Origin of the sequence: Acidovorax kalamii (genome assembly GCF_002245625.1) — a bacterium.
Taxonomy (GTDB): domain Bacteria; phylum Pseudomonadota; class Gammaproteobacteria; order Burkholderiales; family Burkholderiaceae_C; genus Acidovorax; species Acidovorax kalamii.
The window spans coordinates 1-16,125 of sequence record NZ_NOIG01000015.1 but is presented as its reverse complement, the minus strand read 5'-3'; the positions used below and the strand labels follow the sequence as shown (position 1 = coordinate 16,125).

13 protein-coding genes are annotated in these 16,125 nt (G+C 66.3%); 10 read left to right on the top strand and 3 right to left on the bottom strand.

Annotation, left to right across the window (positions count from 1 at the left end; genetic code table 11):
• Positions 1 to 9 precede the first annotated feature (9 nt).
• Positions 10 to 1,620, bottom strand: a complete 1,611-nt coding sequence (locus CBY09_RS22550; RefSeq protein WP_094291821.1) for an ABC transporter substrate-binding protein — start codon at positions 1,618 to 1,620, stop codon at positions 10 to 12.
• Positions 1,621 to 1,737: 117 nt separating this feature from the next.
• Between CBY09_RS22550 and CBY09_RS22545 the strand changes: the two genes are divergently transcribed.
• Together CBY09_RS22545 and CBY09_RS22540 are read left to right on the top strand one after the other, a co-directional pair.
• The gene (locus CBY09_RS22545; protein WP_094291820.1) at positions 1,738 to 2,127 is read left to right on the top strand and encodes a RidA family protein; all 390 of its coding nucleotides are present in this window, start codon (positions 1,738 to 1,740) and stop codon (positions 2,125 to 2,127) included.
• Between the two features lie 3 nt (positions 2,128 to 2,130).
• Positions 2,131 to 3,078: a sugar kinase gene (locus CBY09_RS22540; protein WP_094291819.1), complete on the top strand. Its 948-nt coding sequence runs from the start codon at positions 2,131 to 2,133 to the stop codon at positions 3,076 to 3,078.
• A gap of 160 nt (positions 3,079 to 3,238) precedes the next feature.
• Here CBY09_RS22540 and rocF read toward each other — a convergent pair whose 3' ends face one another.
• Complete coding sequence (gene rocF / locus CBY09_RS22535; RefSeq protein ID WP_094291906.1) at positions 3,239 to 4,192, bottom strand: arginase; 954 nt, start codon at positions 4,190 to 4,192, stop codon at positions 3,239 to 3,241.
• Positions 4,193 to 4,392: 200 nt separating this feature from the next.
• Here rocF and holA point away from each other — a divergent pair, with 200 nt between their 5' ends.
• Positions 4,393 to 5,448: a DNA polymerase III subunit delta gene (holA, locus tag CBY09_RS22530; RefSeq protein WP_094291818.1), complete on the top strand. Its 1,056-nt coding sequence runs from the start codon at positions 4,393 to 4,395 to the stop codon at positions 5,446 to 5,448.
• 72 nt (positions 5,449 to 5,520) lie between these two features.
• Here holA and CBY09_RS22525 read toward each other — a convergent pair whose 3' ends face one another.
• Complete coding sequence (locus tag CBY09_RS22525; protein WP_094291817.1) at positions 5,521 to 5,805, bottom strand: hypothetical protein; 285 nt, start codon at positions 5,803 to 5,805, stop codon at positions 5,521 to 5,523.
• 63 nt (positions 5,806 to 5,868) lie between these two features.
• Here CBY09_RS22525 and CBY09_RS22520 point away from each other — a divergent pair, with 63 nt between their 5' ends.
• The 7 genes from CBY09_RS22520 to gshB all read left to right on the top strand — a co-directional run bounded on the left by CBY09_RS22520 (position 5,869) and on the right by gshB (position 16,050).
• Complete coding sequence (locus CBY09_RS22520; protein WP_094291816.1) at positions 5,869 to 7,149, top strand: glutamate-5-semialdehyde dehydrogenase; 1,281 nt, start codon at positions 5,869 to 5,871, stop codon at positions 7,147 to 7,149.
• A gap of 61 nt (positions 7,150 to 7,210) precedes the next feature.
• The gene (trkA, locus tag CBY09_RS22515; protein ID WP_094291815.1) at positions 7,211 to 8,674 is read left to right on the top strand and encodes a Trk system potassium transporter TrkA; all 1,464 of its coding nucleotides are present in this window, start codon (positions 7,211 to 7,213) and stop codon (positions 8,672 to 8,674) included.
• 21 nt (positions 8,675 to 8,695) lie between these two features.
• The gene (locus CBY09_RS22510; RefSeq protein WP_094291814.1) at positions 8,696 to 10,162 is read left to right on the top strand and encodes a TrkH family potassium uptake protein; all 1,467 of its coding nucleotides are present in this window, start codon (positions 8,696 to 8,698) and stop codon (positions 10,160 to 10,162) included.
• Between the two features lie 88 nt (positions 10,163 to 10,250).
• Entirely contained in the window at positions 10,251 to 11,546 is a 1,296-nt protein-coding gene (gene gshA / locus CBY09_RS22505) for a glutamate--cysteine ligase (protein WP_094291813.1), read from the top strand.
• Between the two features lie 296 nt (positions 11,547 to 11,842).
• Complete coding sequence (locus CBY09_RS22500) at positions 11,843 to 13,711, top strand: potassium transporter Kup (protein ID WP_094291812.1); 1,869 nt, start codon at positions 11,843 to 11,845, stop codon at positions 13,709 to 13,711.
• Between the two features lie 142 nt (positions 13,712 to 13,853).
• A complete protein-coding gene (locus CBY09_RS22495; protein ID WP_094291811.1) occupies positions 13,854 to 15,041 on the top strand; it encodes a benzoate/H(+) symporter BenE family transporter in 1,188 nt (395 codons plus the stop codon).
• A gap of 52 nt (positions 15,042 to 15,093) precedes the next feature.
• Positions 15,094 to 16,050: a glutathione synthase gene (gene gshB, locus CBY09_RS22490; protein ID WP_094291810.1), complete on the top strand. Its 957-nt coding sequence runs from the start codon at positions 15,094 to 15,096 to the stop codon at positions 16,048 to 16,050.
• Positions 16,051 to 16,125 lie beyond the last annotated feature (75 nt).

Genomic DNA, 16,125 nt, shown 5'->3' with positions numbered 1-16,125 from the left:
TGCCCCTGCTTACTTGGCCAGGCCCGTGTTCCAGAAGAACGGCCAGATGGCCGGTGTGTAGCCCTGCAGCTTGGCCGAGCGGGCCGACAAACCGTTGAACTTGCCCACTTCGATGAAGGGCACTTCGTCGTACACCACCTGCTGCACCTTGCCCCACAGCGCGCCACGCTTGGCGGGGTCCGTTGCTTGGTTGAATGCAGACAGCGCGGCCTTCTTGGCATCAGATTCCCACCAGCCTGGGGCACCGTCACCCAGTTGTGGTGGCGAGAGCATGGGCTCCGGGAACAGGCCCGAGTGGGTGAAGTACACGTCCCACAGCTTGGGGTCGTTGCGGCGCTGCACCAGCGTGGCCCAGTCCACCACCTGCAGTTCGGTCTTGAAGCCCGCCTTCTTGAGCTGCTCGGACATCACCAGCGCCATGTTGTAGTGGAACTCGTACTGGCGGCTGGCCATGATGCGCACGGGCTGCCCGTTGTAGCTGGCCTTGGCTGCCTGGTCTTTGGCCGCTTGCGGGTTGCGCTCGTTGTAGAGCTTGCTGCCCGCGTCCGAGTAATACGGCGTGCCCTTAGGGAAGAAGTTGGGTTCCACCACAAAGAAGCGGTTGTCGCCAAAGCCTGCGGCCAGCAACTCGCCCGTGCCCACGGCGGTTTGCACCGCGCGGCGCAGTGGCTGCGAGGCCAGAACGCCTTCCTTGGTGTTGAACACGATGTACGGAAAGCCAAAGTTCTTCGTCACGATGGGCACCACGGCCGGGGCGCCTTTTTCGATGCGGCCAATGGCCTCCACCGGCAGCAGGTCGGCGTACTGGAACTGGCCCGAGAGCGCGCCTTCAACGCGCGTGTTGGCGCTGGGCACGGGCACGAAGCGCAGCTCGTCGAGCAGCGCCTCGCGCTTGCCGGCGTAGCCGCTGGCGGCTTCCTTGCGGCTGGCGTAGCCGTCAAATCGCACCAGCACGGTGAACTGGTCGGGGCGGCGTTCCTTGAACTGGTAGGGGCCGGTGCCGACGAAGTCCTTGAGCTGGGGCGCAATGCTCTCCTTGGCCATGATGGCGGCCATGCCGCTGGGCAGGGCCAGCTGGGCCAGCAGCGGCGCGTAAGGATTTTTCAGCTTCAGTTCCACCGCCAGTGCACCCTTGGCGGTGAGCGAGGCCACTTCCTTGCCCACGGCCTTGCCACGGGGATTCAGCTCCATCCAGCGCTGCAGCGAGGCCACCACGTCGTCGGCCGTCATCTCGCGCCCGTTGTGGAACTTCACGCCCTTGCGCAAGGGGATGGTGTAGGTCAGCCCGTCCTTGGAGACGGTGGGCAGGCCCTCGGCCAGCATGGGGGCGATGGCCCAGTTGGCGTCGAAGGTGTACAGCGGCTCGTACACGTGCTGCATGATGGTGCCCACCAGGTCGGCGGTGCTCACCATGGGGTCCAGGCCCTGGGGCTCGCCCACCATGGCGAGGTTGGCGGCGCCGCCCTTGACTGGGGCGGTGGCGGCCGTTTGGGCCCAGCTGGCGCTGCAGGCCAGGGTGAGGGCCGCGGTCAGCGCCGCAGCACCCAGCAGCTTGCGGCGGCCCCGCAGTTCAGGCGTTGGCAGCGGATGCTGCACCAGGTTGGTTCCAGACGTTTGCATTGCACACCTCGAAGTAATAGGATTACACAAATAAGCACATTCGATGCCAGAATTGCGAACGAGATGGGCATTTCTGGAAGGAAGTGTGTAATATCTTTACTCAAAGGAGCGTTTTCCATGCCAGTAGAAACCCTCGGCCAAGCGCCGCTCGCGTCCGATCGCCTCGCACGCCCCCTCTCGCCCGGCACCCGTGCCGGCGACTTCGTTTTTGTCTCGGGCCAGGTGCCCACCGACGACCAGGGCCAGGTGGTGGTCGGCGGCATCGAGGCGCAGACACGCCAGGTGTTCCAGCGCGTCAAGGACGCTTTGGCCCTGGCCGACTGCACCCTGGACGATGTGGCCAAGGTCAGCGTCTGGCTGGCCGATGCGCGGGACTTCGGCAGCTTCAACCGCGTGTACATGGAGTGTTTTGGGGACCACCGCCCCGCACGCTCCACCGTCGAATCGCGCCTGATGATCGACGCCAAGGTCGAGATCGACGTGACGGCCTACAAGCCGCGCGGCTGAGCCATGACCGCAGCCAAGCAAGCTGTGTGGGACGTGGTGGCGCTGGGCGAGGCGCTGGTGGAGTTCAACCAGACGCGTCCTGGCGAGCCGCAGTACCTGCAGGGCTTTGGGGGCGACACCAGCAACGCCGTGATCGCCGCCGCCCGCGCGGGCGCACGCACCGCATACCTTACCCGCCTGGGCAGCGATGCCTTTGGCCAGGCCCTGCTGGACCTGTGGGCGCGCGAAGGTGTGGACACCACGGCGGTAGAGCGCGACGCGCAGCACCCCACGGGCATCTACTTTGTGACGCATGGTGCGGCCGGGCACGAGTTCAGCTACCTGCGCGCGGGCTCGGCCGCCAGCCGCATGGCGCCTGCGTGGTTGCTGGATGCGCCCACAGCGGTGCTGCAGCAGTGCCACATCCTGCATGTGTCGGGTATCTCGCTGGCGGTGTCGGCCTCGGCCTGCGACACGGCCTTTGAGGCCATGCGCGTGGCGCGGGCCGCCGGTGCACGCGTGGCGTTCGACCCCAACCTGCGCCTCAAGCTCTGGCCGCTGGCACGGGCGCGGGCCTGCATCGCGCATGCGGTGTCGCTGTGCGACATCTTCCTGCCGGGGCTCGATGACATGGCCGCGCTGCTGGGCCTGAGCGATGCGGATGCGATTGCCGACTGGGGCCACGCGCAGGGCGCGGCCACGGTGGTCGTCAAGCTCGGGGCGGATGGCGTGCTGCTGAGCAGCGCCGACCCCGCCGTGCCGCGCCAGCGTGTGGCGGGCCGCAGTGTGGCGCTGGTGGATGCCACGGGGGCGGGTGATTGCTTTGATGGCAACCTGCTCGCGCGCCTGGCGCTGGGCGATGACCTGGCCGCCGCCGTGAGCTATGCCAACACGGCGGCATCGCTGGCCGTGCAGGGCTTTGGCGCCGTGGCGCCGCTGCCCACAGCGCAGCAGGTGCAGGCGCTGCTGTAACGCTGGGCCGCTGCGCCCACCCGTTCGGGCTGCGGCCTGCTGTCTGAACGGGTGGCGGTGGCGATTTTCTTCAGGCAAAAATGGCCGTTACCGCGCGACCATCATGCCTTTGCAGCTATTAAATTGGTAGTAAACGGGCCTGCGCCCGCTGTGCCGTGCCTCACACAGGCCGTGTGCGCATCAGCGTGCTCTTGCCAAACAGCGACTCCACCAGGTCCACCGCCAACACAGCGGTCTTGTTGCGCACGTCCAGCGCCGGGTTCAGCTCCACGATGTCGAGGGACGCCAGGCGGCCGCTGTCGGCAATCATCTCCATGCACAGCTGCGCCTCGCGGTAGGTGGGGCCGCCAGGCACGGTGGTGCCCACGCCAGGGGCAATGTCGGGGTCCAGAAAATCCACGTCAAAGCTCACATGCAGGTGGGTGTGGGTGTCCACGCCCGCCAGGGCCCGTTCCATCACCTGGCGCATGCCCACCTCGTCGATGGCGCGCATGTCAAACACTTCCAGGCCCTGCTCGTGCACAAAGCGTTTTTCGCCTGCGTCCACGCTGCGGATGCCGATCTGGCGGATCTGCTCGGGCCGCAGTGCCGGGCCACCGCCGGGCATGGCCGCCAGCTGCGTCAGTTCGGCCGGGCCAAAGCCGCACAGGCAGGCCACGGGCATGCCGTGCACGTTGCCGCTGGGGGTGAGTTCGCTGGTGTTGAAGTCGGCATGTGCGTCGAGCCAGAGCACGCGCAGTTTCTTGCCGCTTTCTGCGCAGTGGCGGGCCACGGCGCTGATGCTGCCCAGGCCCAGGCTGTGGTCGCCGCCCAGCAGGATGGGCAGGTGGCCCAGTTGCAGCTCGGCATACACGGCGTCGTACACCAGCCGGTTCCACTGCGCCACCTCGGGCAGGTGGCGGTAGCCGTTCACCGGGGGCAACCAGGGGTTGGAGGGGCCGCCAAGGTTGCCCCGGTCAAACACCTGCAGCCCGTGCAGCTCCAGCGCCGCCTGCAGCCCCGCCACGCGCAGGGCCTCGGGGCCCATCGACGCGCCGCGCGCGCCCGCGCCGATGTCGGTGGGCGCGCCAATCAGGCTGGTGGGCTGGGCGCTGCGCAGGGTGTTGGGGGGCATGGTCAAGGCTTTCTGTGCGGGGTGGACAAGGGCAGCGGCCAGGCCGCAGCGCGGGCGGTGGCGCCCGGGCATTCTCGGGGCTTTGGGTGCCAATGAACAGTGCGCGGGCTGATCAGTCCGCCATGGCCTTTGTGCACTGTGCGGGTGCACACTGGCCATTTGCACAAAACCCGGCGGGGCAAGGCGATAAACTTTGCCGCATGCAAGTCGCCATGGCCCAACTCTCATCGCATCTTCAACGGGGCCTGTCGCCGCTTTATGTATTGCATGGCGACGAACCCTTGCTGCAGCAAGAGGCCGCCGACGCCATCCGCGCCACGGCCCGCGCCCAGGGCTACACCGAACGCAGCAGCTACACCGTGGCCGGGGCGCACTTCGACTGGAGCGCCGTGCTGGCCGCCGGTGGCTCGCTCAGCCTGTTTGCCGACAAGCAGATCGTCGAGATCCGCATCCCCTCGGGCAAGCCCGGCAAGGACGGCAGCGTGGCCCTGCAGCAGGTGGCCGAATCGGCACGTGGCAACGACAGCACCCTTACTCTGGTGATGCTGCCGCGCCTGGACAAGGCCACCAAGACCGGCGCTTGGTTCGCCGCACTCGAATCTAGCGGCACCTCCATCCAGATCGACCCCATCGAGCGCGGCATGCTGCCCCAGTGGATCGCCCAGCGCCTGGCCGCGCAGGGCCAGCGTGTGGTGGCGGGCGAGGAAGGGCAGCGCACCTTGCAGTTCTTTGCCGACCGCGTGGAAGGCAACCTGCTGGCCGCGCACCAGGAGATCCAGAAGCTCGCGCTGCTGCACCCGGCGGGCGAGCTGACCCAGGCCCAGGTCGAGGCCGCCGTGCTCAACGTGGCGCGCTACGACGTGTTCAAGCTGTCCGAATCCGTGCTCTCAGGCCACACCGCCCGCGTGCAGCGCATGCTCGACGGCCTGCAGGCCGAGGGCGAGGCCGAGGTGCTGGTGCACTGGGCGCTGGCCGAAGACATCCGCGCCCTGAAACGCGTGAAAGACGCCATGAACGCAGGCCGCCCCTTGCCCATGGCTTTGCGCGAGAACCGCATCTGGGGCCCCAAGGAGCGCCTGTTCGAGCGCATCCTGCCCAAGGCCAGCGACGCCGCCCTGGCGCGCCTGCTGCAGTCGGCGCACACGGTGGACGGCATTGTCAAAGGCCTCAAGCAGCCCGACTGGCCGCAGGATGGCTGGCAGGCGCTGCAAAGGCTGGCGCTGCAGGTGTGCCGGTTGACGCAGGCGGCGCGCTGAGGGCTCGGCGGCGAACAGGCTGCTGGCGCTTTTCTATCAAGCGCCTTGTGCTATCAAAATGGGAATCTTTGGTCAGGCGGCTGCCAGTGCCGAGCGCGCCTTCTCCACCCACATCTGCAAATTCGCCACCAGATCCTTCTGGCTGAACGAGCAGCTTTCCTCCGAAAACAGCGCGCTCGATTCCAGCCGGTCCAGCAGGTTCAGCAATACCTCGCCGTAGCGCGGGGGCAGGGCGGCGAGCAGGGCCGTCTGCTGGCGGGCCAGGGTGCTCAGGGTGGCGGCGGTATGGGCGCCGCGTTCAAAGGCCTGCAGGGCTTCGGTCAGGGTGGCGAGCTGGGCGGGGGCGGTGGTGGTCATGGCCAGGGATGTGCGAGTAGGGCAAGTCCGCAAGGGTAAAGCCAAGTGCGGCAAAATCGCCGGATGAACGCCCTCCACGTCGCTGAATACACGCATTCTCTCGGTCTCCAGGCAAAAACAGCCTCTGCGCTGATGGCCAAAGCGCCAGCAGCTATCAAAAACAAAGCACTCAAGGCGCTGGCCCGGCTGCTGCGCGAGAACGTGGATGCGCTGCAGATCGACAACGCCAAAGACCTGGAGCGTGCCCGCGCCGCCGGGCTGGCCGAGCCCATGGTGGACCGTCTCAAGCTCAGCCCCAAGGTGCTGGAGACCTGTGCCGAAGGCTGCGAGCAGCTGGCCGCCATGCCGGACATCATTGGCGAGATCCTGGGCATGAAGCAGCAGCCCAGCGGCATCCGTGTGGGGCAGATGCGCGTGCCGATCGGTGTGTTCGGCATGATCTACGAGAGCCGCCCCAACGTGACCATCGAGGCGGCCAGCCTCAGCATCAAGAGCGGCAACGCCTGCATCTTGCGCGGCGGCTCCGAGGCGATTGACTCGAACAAGGCGCTGGCCAAGCTGGTGCAGCAGGCGCTGGCCGAAGCCGGCCTGCCGCAGGACGCGGTGCAGCTGGTGCAGACCACCGACCGCGAGGCCGTGGGCCAGCTCATCGCCATGCCGCAGTTTGTGGATGTGATCATCCCGCGCGGTGGCAAGGGCCTGATCGAGCGCATCAGCCGCGACGCCAAGGTGCCCGTGATCAAGCACCTGGACGGCAATTGCCACACCTATGTGGACGACCCCTGCGACATCGCCATGGCGGTGAAGGTGGCTGACAACGCCAAGACCAACAAATACAGCCCCTGCAACGCGAGCGAAGGCCTGCTGGTGGCGCGCGGTGCGGCGGCCGAATTCTTGCCCCGGATCGGCGCGGTGTATGCCGCCAAGGGCGTGGAGATGCGCGGCTGCCCCGAGTCGCTGGCGATTCTGGCGGCCGTGCCCGCCGCGAAGCTGGTGCCCGCCACCGAGCAGGACTGGAGCGAGGAATACCTGGCGCCGATCATCAGCGTGAAGATCGTGGCAGGTGTGGACGAAGCCATTGCCCACATCAACCACTATTCCAGCCACCACACCGATGCCATCCTGACGACGAACCATGTCCACGCCCAGCGCTTCCTGCGCGAGGTGGATTCGGCCAGCGTGATGGTGAACGCGAGCACGCGGTTTGCCGATGGCTTCGAGTACGGCCTGGGCGCCGAAATCGGCATCAGCACCGACAAATTCCACGCGCGTGGGCCGGTGGGCATCGAGGGGCTGACCTCGCTCAAGTACGTGGTGCTGGGCGAGGGCGAGGTGCGGGGCTGATTCGCTATCTATTTGATAGCTATCAACGCATATCAGTCGCGCGCAGAGCCCCAATTTTTCTATGAAAATCATCATCCTCGGCGCAGGCCGTGTGGGCCAGAGCGTGGCAGACAGCCTGGTGTCGGAGCGCAACGACATCACGGTGATCGACACCGACGCCGCGCGCCTGCGCGACCTGGAGTCGCGCTTTGACCTGCGCGGGGTGGTGGGCAATGGCATAGAGCCCGCCGTGCTGGCCGAGGCGGGTGCCGAGGACACCGACCTGCTGATCGCCTGCGCCGCACAGGACGAGACCAACCTGGTGTGCTGCAAGATCGCGCAGCTGCTGTTCAACATCCCCAAACGCATTGCGCGCGTGCGCTCCAGCGGCTTTCAGGGCGACGACCGGCTGGTGGGCCCCGAGGGTTTTGCGGTGGACCGCATCATCTGCCCCGAAGAATCGCTCACCCGCTATATCGGCAAGCTCATCGACTACCCCGAAGCCATGCAGGTGCGCGAGTTTGCCGGTGGCCGCGCCTGCCTGGTGTCGGGCCGGGCCCGGCCCGGCGCGCCCATGGTGGGCCCCACGATTGGGGAGCTGCGCGAGCGCGCGCCCGAGATGGCGATGCGCATGGTGGCCATCTACCGCCGTTTTGCCGACGAGCCCGACCGCTTCATCGCCTGCGACGGCGCCACCCGCATCGAACCGGGCGACGAGGTGTTTGTGCTGGCGGCGCACGAACACATCGCCCAGGTGCTGGCGGCCCTGCACCGCCCGGCCTCGCTGCAGGCCCAGCCGGTGCGCCGCATCATGATTGCGGGCGGCGGGGGTGTGGGGCTGCGGCTGGCGCGGCAGCTGGCGCAGACACCGGGGCGTTTCCACACCAAGATCATCGAGGGCGATGCCGAGCGCTGCGTGGCGCTGGCGTCGGCACTGCCGTCCGACGTGCTGGTGCTGCAGGGCGACACCACCGACGAGGACCTGCTGGGCGACGAGGGCATCGAGGAGGTGGACCTGTTCCTCGCACTCACCGACGATGACGAGGACAACATCATGTCCTGCCTGCTGGCCAAGCGCATGGGCGCAAGCCGCGTGCTGGCCCTCATCAACCGGCGCAGCTATGCCGACCTGATGCACGGCACGCAGATCGACATTGCGTTGTCGCCCGCGCAGGCCATGCTGGGCGAGCTGCTGGCCTATGTGCGCCAGGGCGATGTGCAGGCGGTGCACAGCCTGCGCCGGGGCGTGGCCGAGGCGCTGGAGATCGTGGCGCGCGGCGACCGCAAGAGCTCGCGCGTGGTGGGCCGCAAGGTCAGCGACCTGCAGCTGCCGCGCGATGTGCACATCGGCCTGATCGTGCGCGGGCTGCCCGATGCCTCGGACCCGACGGGCGCAGCCGCCGCCAGCCTGCGCGAGCCCGAGGTCATCATCCCGCGCAGCGCGACGGTGATCGAGAGCAATGACCATGTGGTGTTCTTCCTGCCCAACAAGCGGCTGGTGCGCGACGTGGAAAAGCTCTTCCGCGTGAGCGCGACTTTTTTCTGACGCCGGGCCAGCGAGCGACCCATGGTGGACATGTTTCCCGTGCTGCGGGTGCTGGGCATCCTGATCATGATCTTTGCGCTGACCATGGGGCTGCCGCTGGCGGTGTCGCTGTGGACGGGCGATGGCGTCTGGTTTGTGTACCCGCTGTCCATGGGCGCCACGCTGCTGGCGGGCGCGTGGCTGTGGTGGCGGCTGCGGCTGTTCCGGCAGGAGCTGCAGCCGCGCCACGGCGTGATGCTGGTGTCGCTGGTGTGGGCGCTGCTGCCGCTGTCGGCCGCGCTGCCGCTGATGCTGGCGGGGCACTACACGGGGCACCCGCTGTCGTTCACGCATGCCTATTTCGAGGCCGTGTCAGGGCTCACCACCACGGGCTCCACCGTGCTCACCGGGCTGGATGCGCTGCCGGTGTCGGTCAATGTGTGGCGCACCTTTTTGCAGTGGATGGGCGGCATGGGCATCCTGATCCTGGCCGTGGCCGTGCTGCCGCTGCTGGGCGTGGGCGGCAGCCAGCTGTTCAAGGCCGAGGCGGCAGGGCCGCTGAAGGACACCAAGCTCACGCCGCGCATGACCGGCACGGCCAAGGGGCTGTGGGGCGTGTACGCGCTGTTTTCGGTGCTGTGTGGTTTGGCCTACTGGGCCGGGGGCATGGCGCCACTGGATGCACTGATGCACATGTTCACCACCGTGAGCCTGGGCGGGCTGTCGTCGCACGACCTGAGCTTTGGCTACTTCCAGTCGCCCCTGCTGGAGGTGATCTGCATCTTCTTCATGCTGGTGGCCAGCTGCAACTTTGCGCTGTACTTTGTGGCATTTCGCAAGGGCCACTGGGGTGGTTTCTGGCGTGACCCGGAGCTGCGGGCCACGCTGTTTGCGCTGATCGGCGGCGGGCTGGTGGTGGCTCTGCTGCTGTGGGCCAAGGGCGTGTATGGGCCGCTCGATGCGCTGCGCCACGGCATGTTCAACCTGGTGTCGCTGGCCACCACCACCGGCTACGCCACGGTGGACTACCTCGCCTGGCCGGTGTTTGCGCCCGTGTTCATGCTGCTGCTGTCGGGCGTGGCCACCAGTGCCGGATCGACGGGCGGCGGGATCAAGATGGTGCGCATGCTCATCCTAGCCAAGCAGGCGCGCCGCGAGATGAACCGCCTGGTGCACCCGCGCGCCGTGCAGCCGGTGTGCCTGGGGGGCGGCGTGGTGGACAACCGGGTGATCTTCTCGGTGCTGGCCTTCATGCTGGTCTATGGCGGCACGGTGTTCGGCCTGAGCATGGTGCTGCTGCTCACCGACCTGGACCCCGTGACCGCGTTTTCGGTGGTGCTGGCCAGCGTCAACTGCGCGGGGCCGGGGCTGGGCAGCGTGGGCCCCGCGTCCAACTACGCGGTGCTGACCGATTTCCAGATCTGGGTGTGCACACTGGCCATGCTGCTGGGGCGGCTGGAGATTCTGAGTTTCATGGCCTTGCTCACCCCCGCTTTCTGGCGCCGCTGACATTGCTTTTCGTGGCCGTGCCTTGCGAAACAGGAAGACGGCCCCAAATCCCTACAATCCGTCCGCAATTTGCTTCCCGAGGGCATCTATGGTTCCGCATCTCATCACGGCCCTCACGGGGCCGATCAACGAACTCGAACAGCGCGTTCTCGACTCGATGCCCGCCATCGAACGCTGGTTCCGCCTGGAATGGATGGAACACACGCCGCCGTTCTACACCTCGGTGGACATCCGCAATGCGGGCTTCAAGCTCGCGCCTGTGGACACCAACCTCTACCCCGGTGGCTGGAACAACCTGACCAAGGAGATGCTGCCCCTGGCCGTGCAGGCCGCCATGGCCGCCATCGAGAAGATCTGCCCCGAGGCGCGCAACCTCTTGATCATTCCGGAGAACCACACGCGCAACACCTTCTACCTGGCCAACGTGGTGCAGCTGCAGCGCATCTTCAACATGGCCGGCCTGAACGTGCGTGTGGGCTCCATCAGCCCCGAGATCAAGAAGCCCACGCTGATCGAGTTGCCCAATGGCGATACCGTGACACTGGAGCCCGTGGTGCGCACCAAGCGCCGCCTGGGGCTCAAGGATTTCGACCCCTGCACCATCCTGCTCAACAACGACCTGTCGGCGGGCCCGCCGGGCATCCTGGAAGACATCCACGAGCAGTACCTGCTGCCCCCGCTGCACGCGGGCTGGAGCGTGCGTCGCAAGAGCACCCACTTCAAGAACTACGAAGAAGTGGCCAAGCGCTTCGGCAAGATGCTGGGCATCGACCCCTGGCTCATCAACCCCATGTACAGCCAGTGCGACGGTGTGGACTTTGCCGAAGACAAAGGCATGGACAAGCTGCAGACCACGGTGGATGCCCTGCTGACCAAGGTGCGCCGCAAGTACAAGGAATACGGCATCAACGAAAAGCCGTTCGTGATCGTCAAGGCCAACAACGGCACTTACGGCATGGGCATCATGACGGTGCGCGATGCCAAGGAGCTGGACGCGGTCAACCGCAAGACCAAGAACAAGATGGCCGTCATCAAGGACGGCCAGCCGGTCAATGACCTCATCATCCAGGAGGGCGTGCTGACCCAGGAGCGTGTGCACGAAGCCGTGGCCGAGCCCGTGGTCTACATGATGGACCGCTATGTGGTGGGTGGCTTCTACCGCATGCATGCCGAGCGGGGGGTGGACGAAAACCTGAATGCGCCCGGTGCGAGCTTCGTACCCCTGGCCTTTGAGCACAGCACCCACATGCCGCAGCCCGGCGTGCGCCCCGGGGTGAGTGCGCCCAACCGCTTCTACATGTATGGCGTGGTGGCACGGCTGGCGATGCTGGCGGCCAGCTACGAGCTGGAGGCGACCAACCCCGACGCCGAGGTGTACGACTGAACGCGCCCCCTGAGTCGCTTCGCGCCTTCCCCCTCTCTCGCTGCGCGGGAAGGGAGCGCACCCGGTGGCCTGGCCAAGCCAGTTCATGGCGCAGGGGCTCTATCCATCATGGCGGGTGAACGTCAAATGATGGCCTGCCACGCCCGCACCCGCCTGCCAAGGGGGGACAGCCAGGTCCAGTTGCTGCGTCGCAACATTGGGCGGATGCCTCCAGGCGCTTGATCTGGCGCAGGCGCACAATAGCGTTCCCAAAAGTAACAGAACCCCGGCGGCCCCGCGCATGCCGGGTGCGGTCAGTGCAAAGCTCCAAATCTTCGCTCGCAGCGCTCACGCTGGGCGCTATCGGTGTGGTGTATGGCGATATCGGCACCAGCGTGCTGTATGCCGTCAAAGAGGTGTTTGGCTCCGGCCATGTGCCTTTCACCCCGGACAACATCTACGGCATCCTCTCCATCTTCTTCTGGACGCTCACGGTCATCGTGTCGCTGAAGTACGTGGTGCTGGTGCTGCGCGCCGACAACCATGGCGAGGGCGGCCTGATCGCGATGCTGGCGCTGGCCTCGCAGGCCGTCAAGGACAAGCCCCGGCTGCGCGGCGTGCTGCTGGCGGTGGGAATTTTCGGCACCTCGCTGTTCTATGGCGACGGGGTCATCACCCCGGCCATCTCGGTGCTGTCGGCGGTGGAGGGGCTGGAGGTGGTCTCGCCCCACTTCAAGCAGTATGTGATTCCTATCACCCTGGTGGTGCTGTTCTGCCTGTTTGCGGTGCAAAAGCGCGGCACCGGGGGCATCGGCAAGTTCTTCGGGCCCATCACCCTGGTGTGGTTCATCAGCCTGGCCTTGCTGGGGGTATCGCACATCGTGGGCCACCCCGAGATCCTCTGGGCGCTGAGCCCGCACCACGCGCTGGGCTTCATGTGGGCCAACCCGGGCACCAGCTTCATCATCCTGGGCGCGGTGGTGCTGTGCGTGACCGGCGCCGAAGCCCTGTATGCCGACCTGGGCCACTTCGGCAAGCGGCCCATCCGCCTGGCCTGGTTCACCGTGGCCATGCCGGCGCTCACGCTCAACTATTTTGGCCAGGGCGCCCTGCTGCTGGCCGAGCCCGAGGCGGTGAAGAACCCCTTCTACATGATGGCCCCCGACTGGGCGCTGATCCCGCTGGTGGTGCTGGCCACCATGGCCACAGTGATCGCCTCGCAGGCCCTGATCACCGGCGCCTTCAGCGTGACCAAGCAGGTCATCCAGCTGGGCTACCTGCCGCGCCTGAACATCCAGCACACCAGCGTGCGTGACACGGGGCAGATCTACATGCCGCTGGTGAACTGGGGGCTGTTTGCCGCCATCGTGCTGGCGGTGGTGATGTTCCGCTCGTCCAGCAACCTGGCCGCCGCCTACGGCATCGCCGTGACGCTGGACATGCTGATCACCACCACGCTCACCTTCTTCGTGATCCGCTACGGCTGGCGCTATCCGCTGGCGCTGTGTATCGCGGCCACGGGCTGCTTCTTTGTGGTGGACCTGGCGTTCTTCGCCTCCAACATGCTCAAGCTGTTCCAGGGCGGCTGGTTCCCGCTGCTGATCGGCGGCATCGTGTTCGCCTTCATGATGACCTGGAAGGAAGGGCGCCGCCTGCTCAACGACAAGCTGCGCGCCGATGCCATCGACCTGAAAGACTTCCTGGAGTCGGTGTTCATCAGCCCGCCCACGCGTGTGGACGGCACGGCCGTCTTCCTCACGGCCGAAACCGGCGCCGTGCCCAACGCGCTGCTGCACAACCTCAAGCACAACAAGGTGCTGCACCAGCAGAACCTGTTTGTCACGGTGCACAACCACGAAACCCCCTGGATCGGCCTGGACAAGCGCCTGCAGGTCGAGTCTCTGGGCCACGATTGCTGGCAGGTGGTGATCCACTACGGCTTCAAGAACGACCCCGATGTGCCGCGCGCCTTGGAGCTGCTGCGCGGCCGGGGCTGCGAGCTGGAGGCCATGACCACCAGCTACTTCCTCTCGCGCGACACCGTCATCCCCACCATGGGTGGCGGCATGGCGCCCTGGCGCGAAAAGCTGTTTGCACAGATGCACCACAACGCCAGCGGCGCGGCGGACTTCCTGCACCTGCCCAACAACGCGGTGGTGGAGCTGGGGTCCAAGATCGAGATCTGAGCGGATTTTTTGAGGTTTTTGGCCTCATGCGCGCGACCATCAAGCGAAATTTGCTATTTAAAATATAGCATTCGTGATGGACGGCGCTCCAGGCGAGTCCTCCCGCAGGCGGCTGTGGGGGCGCGGTGCCAGAATCCAGCCCATGCAATTTTTCAAAGACCTGAGCCTCTCGACCTTTGTCGCGGGGTTCGTGGCGGTGCTGGTGGGCTTCACCAGTTCGGTGGCCATCGTGTTCCAGGCCGCGCAGGCGTTTGGCGCCACACCCGCCCAGGTCACCTCCTGGATGTGGGCGCTGGGTCTGGGCATGGGCCTGTGCTCGCTGGTTCCTTCCTTGGTCCTGCGGCAACCCGTCATGGTGGCCTGGTCCACCCCCGGCGCGGCTGTGCTGGCCACGGCCGGGTTGGCCGGGGGCTTCAGCATGGGCGAGGCCGTGGGGGCATTCATGGTGAGTGCGGTGCTCATCACCTTGGCGGGCGTCACCCGCTGGTTCGAGCGCGTGATGAACCGCATCCCCATGGAGATCGCTGCTGCCTTGCTGGCCGGTGTGCTGGCGCGGTTCGGCCTGCAGGCATTTGCCGCCGCCCAGACGGCGCTGCCGCTGGTGCTGCTCATGCTGTTGGTGTACCTGGTCAGCCGCCGCTGGCTGGCGCGGTATGCCGTGGTCATCACGCTGGCGGTGGCCGTGGCGTACGTGGCGGCCCGTGGGCAAATGGCGTGGTCGGCGGTGCAGCTGGAGCTGGCCCTGCCGGTGTTCATGGCGCCCGATTTCAGCGTGGCGGCCCTGGTCAGCCTGGCCATTCCGCTGTTTGTGGTCACCATGGCATCGCAGAACCTGCCGGGCGTGGCGGTGATCCGCGCATCGGGCTACGACCTGCCGGTGTCCCGCCTCATCACCCTCACCGGGCTGGCAACCCTGGTCCTGGCACCGTTTGGCGCCTTTGCACTGAACTTCAGCGCCATCACCGCCGCCATGTGCATGGGCCCGGAGGCACATGAAGACCGCAGCCGCCGTTACACCGCTGCCGTGTGCTGCGGTGCGCTGTATGTGGCCATCGGGTTGTTTGGTGCGGTCATTACTGGATTGCTGACGGCGTTCCCCAAGGAACTGGTCGTGGCCATTGCAGGGCTGGCGCTGTTGGGCACCATCGGCAACGGCCTGGCCGCTGCCTTGCGGGACGAGTCCCACCGGGAGGCTGCGCTCATCACCTTCCTGGTCACGCTCAGTGGTGTGGTGGTGGCGGGCGTGGGGTCGGCCTTCTGGGGCGTGGTCGCCGGCAGCATTGCCTTATTTGTGCAACAGTACAGGCGTTCGCAGGCGGGGCTTGCCTAGTCTCGTTCGCTGCCCGGGCCGCTGGCCCCATCCACTTTTCTGATCCGACACCATGAAACTGCTTTTCATTGCCGACCCGCTGCACAGCTTCAAGATCTACAAGGACACCACCTTTGCCATGATGCGCGAGGCGCAGCGGCGCGGTCACACCCTGGCGGTGTGCGAGCCGCAGCATGTCACCTGGCTGCGGGGCGGCAAGGTGACGGCCCGGGTCCGGGACATCCGTCTCACGGGGGATGCGGAGCACTGGTATGACGTCCAGCCAGAGTGCAGCGCTGTGCTGGCCGATTTCGACGCGGTGCTCATGCGCAAGGACCCGCCCTTCGACAGCGAATACTTCTACGCCACCCACCTGCTGGAGCAGGCCGAGCGCGAAGGCGCCAAGGTGTTCAACAAACCCCGGGCCCTGCGGGACCACCCGGAAAAGCTGGCGATCATGGAGTTTCCCCAATTCATCGGCCCCACCCTGGTCACGCGTGATGCGACAGACATCCAGCGCTTTCATGCTGAGCATCAGGACATCATCCTCAAACCGCTGGACGGCATGGGTGGCATGGGCATCTTCCGCGTCGGCCCCGATGGCCTGAACCTGGGCAGCATCACCGAAACCCTCAACCGCCATGGCGCGCAGAGCGTGATGGTGCAGAAGTTCCTGCCCGAGATCGTTGATGGCGACAAGCGTGTGCTCATCATCGGCGGCAGGCCCGTGCCTTTCTGCCTGGCCCGCATCCCGCAAGGCAGCGAAGTGCGTGGCAACCTCGCGGCGGGTGGCAAGGGCGTGGCCCGGCCCTTGTCAGCACGCGACCGTGAGATCGGAGAGGCCTTGGGCCCCATCCTGCTGGAGCGGGGCCTGCTGCTGGCGGGGGTGGACGTGATCGGCGACTGCGTCACCGAGATCAATGTGACCAGCCCCACCTGCTTCCAGGAGATCTTCGATCAGACGGGCTGCGATGTCGCCTTCCTGTTTGTGGATGCGCTCGAAGCCGCTGTTGCAGCCCACCAGGGCTGAGTCGCCTGATCCTTCTCAACCCCCTTCAATTCGTGCTATAGTCGAGGGCTTCGCTTCTGAAGCACTTGCCCGAAC

Excerpts from the sequence above, each read along its gene's own strand:
- CBY09_RS22525 (WP_094291817.1), bottom strand. The coding sequence starts at position 5,805 with ATGACCACCACCGCCCCCGCCCAGCTCGCCACCCTGACCGAAGCCCTG.
- CBY09_RS22540 (WP_094291819.1), top strand. The coding sequence starts at position 2,131 with ATGACCGCAGCCAAGCAAGCTGTGTGGGACGTGGTGGCGCTGGGCGAG.
- CBY09_RS22545 (WP_094291820.1), top strand. The coding sequence starts at position 1,738 with ATGCCAGTAGAAACCCTCGGCCAAGCGCCGCTCGCGTCCGATCGCCTC.
- gshA (WP_094291813.1), top strand. The coding sequence starts at position 10,251 with ATGGTTCCGCATCTCATCACGGCCCTCACGGGGCCGATCAACGAACTC.
- holA (WP_094291818.1), top strand. The coding sequence starts at position 4,393 with ATGCAAGTCGCCATGGCCCAACTCTCATCGCATCTTCAACGGGGCCTG.
- CBY09_RS22510 (WP_094291814.1), top strand. The coding sequence starts at position 8,696 with ATGGTGGACATGTTTCCCGTGCTGCGGGTGCTGGGCATCCTGATCATG.
- trkA (WP_094291815.1), top strand. The coding sequence starts at position 7,211 with ATGAAAATCATCATCCTCGGCGCAGGCCGTGTGGGCCAGAGCGTGGCA.
- CBY09_RS22495 (WP_094291811.1), top strand. The coding sequence starts at position 13,854 with ATGCAATTTTTCAAAGACCTGAGCCTCTCGACCTTTGTCGCGGGGTTC.
- CBY09_RS22550 (WP_094291821.1), bottom strand. The coding sequence starts at position 1,620 with ATGCAAACGTCTGGAACCAACCTGGTGCAGCATCCGCTGCCAACGCCT.
- gshB (WP_094291810.1), top strand. The coding sequence starts at position 15,094 with ATGAAACTGCTTTTCATTGCCGACCCGCTGCACAGCTTCAAGATCTAC.
- rocF (WP_094291906.1), bottom strand. The coding sequence starts at position 4,192 with ATGCCCCCCAACACCCTGCGCAGCGCCCAGCCCACCAGCCTGATTGGC.
- CBY09_RS22520 (WP_094291816.1), top strand. The coding sequence starts at position 5,869 with ATGAACGCCCTCCACGTCGCTGAATACACGCATTCTCTCGGTCTCCAG.